Annotated in this window: 2 protein-coding genes; both read left to right on the top strand. The window is 43.0% G+C overall.

Features of this window, described 5'->3' with window-relative positions; translation table 11 throughout:
- Positions 1-371 precede the first annotated feature (371 nt).
- Positions 372-995, top strand: coding sequence for a hypothetical protein (locus ACP45E_RS13775; RefSeq protein ID WP_017038294.1), 624 nt, complete (start codon positions 372-374; stop codon positions 993-995).
- Positions 996-1,005: 10 nt separating this feature from the next.
- A complete protein-coding gene (locus tag ACP45E_RS13770) occupies positions 1,006-1,479 on the top strand; it encodes an FKBP-type peptidyl-prolyl cis-trans isomerase (RefSeq protein WP_017038293.1) in 474 nt (157 codons plus the stop codon).
- Positions 1,480-1,616 lie beyond the last annotated feature (137 nt).

The following is a 1,616-nucleotide window of genomic DNA, read 5'->3' as shown; positions in this document are numbered from 1 at the left end:
CGCTGTTGATGATCGCGGGGCTTTGTTCCACTGAGGGTAGCGTAAGTCAACGTCACTTTTCGGTGCGACATCAAGCATATCATCACCCATCATGGTCAATTCCGAGGGTAATGTGCCACATCCAGTGAGTATCAGTAATATCGGTAAGGCGAAATACTTCATAACGGTATCATCTCATCTTTGCTCAAACGCTTCATGCTCCTTAAAGTATATCGACCAATAATGGCAAACTTTAATAAATCTCTTAAGTTTATTCGCTTGTTATCGTTCTAAATAACCAGCAAAAATAGCTCTATAGATTTATATTTTCGTTTTCGTAGAGCGCTGTAAAGGTTAGAATCTTGTTACTTAAATAGATTGGGCTCCACCTTATGAAAAAATTATCTTCGCTGTTTGTGATCGCTACTATCGCAATACTCTCACTCGTTGGCTGCTCAGAAAACCCAACACCGACTGAAGGTAAACAGTTTGCCTACTTGCCGGTTAACCTATCAGAATATGGACTTGCCCCCGTCACAGAAGTGTTTTCCCTAACCTGCGGGCACTGCCGGAAAATGGAAGCAGTCCTCCCAGAACTTGAAACGGCTATCGGTCAAAGCATTGGAAAAATACACGTCACCTTTAATGAAAGTGCACAAATTGCTGCCATGATTTATTACAGCGCACAACTTCAGCTAAACGCAACGCCTGATCACGCCATGATGGACGAGTTGTTTGCTGCCGTTCAGCTCGGTGAAGGTGCCACATTAGCCGATCGCAAGCTAGCGATTGATTCTGCGTTCGAATCTAGAGGCCTGATAAGCCCTTATGATTTAGGTGAAGACATGCAAAAAGAGCTATTTAAGCTATTAGAGTTTTCTCAAGATATCTCGGTAAAAGGGCAAATCAACTCCGTGCCGACCTTCATTGTTAGTGGTAAGTACATCATCTTGACTCAAGGCCACAGCGATGTTCAAAGTATTGCAAACACAATCAATTATTTAGTAGAACAATAATAGGACTATCATGAGTAAATTAATCATTCCCATTGCCGTCGTTTTATTGGCGGTGTTTTTTATTTACCGCACATGGAATAACGGCAAACTGGCTGAAGTGAACCAAGTAAAAGGGGCAGAGTTTCTCTCTGAAAACAGCACCAAAGATGGCGTCGTCACCACTGAAACAGGCCTTCAGTACCAAGTGCTTCAAAAAGGAACAGGCGAAAAACACCCTACGGCGACAAGCCGAGTAAAGGTTCACTACCATGGAACCCTTATTGACGGCACCGTCTTTGACAGCTCTGTCGAACGTAATGAGCCTATAGCTTTTGGTCTTAACCAGGTAATTAAGGGCTGGACGGAAGGTGTTCAGTTAATGGTGGAAGGCGACAAGTTCCGTCTGTTCGTGCCTAGTGACCTAGGTTATGGAAAAGGAGGAACAGGTCCTATTCCTCCTGCATCGGTTTTGATTTTCGATGTCGAGTTACTGGAAATTCAATAAGCAATAAATGAAAGAAGAGCCGAGTATCCTACTCGCCTCTTCTATCTGTATTCGTTATTACCACTCTGTTTGTTTCAGCGGTTACCTATTTCATCACAGGGTAAAAAGCCAACGTATCTTTTTCCACCATAATACAA

Source organism: Vibrio genomosp. F10 str. 9ZD137, assembly GCF_049974785.1.
Lineage (GTDB): Bacteria > Pseudomonadota > Gammaproteobacteria > Enterobacterales > Vibrionaceae > Vibrio.
Note: the sequence above shows the minus strand (reverse complement) of the source record. Positions and strands in the feature narration are given on the sequence as shown.

Bases quoted from the DNA above. Each gene is read 5' to 3' on its own strand.
- ACP45E_RS13775 (WP_017038294.1), top strand. From the start codon at position 372: ATGAAAAAATTATCTTCGCTGTTTGTGATCGCTACTATCGCAATACTC.
- ACP45E_RS13770 (WP_017038293.1), top strand. From the start codon at position 1,006: ATGAGTAAATTAATCATTCCCATTGCCGTCGTTTTATTGGCGGTGTTT.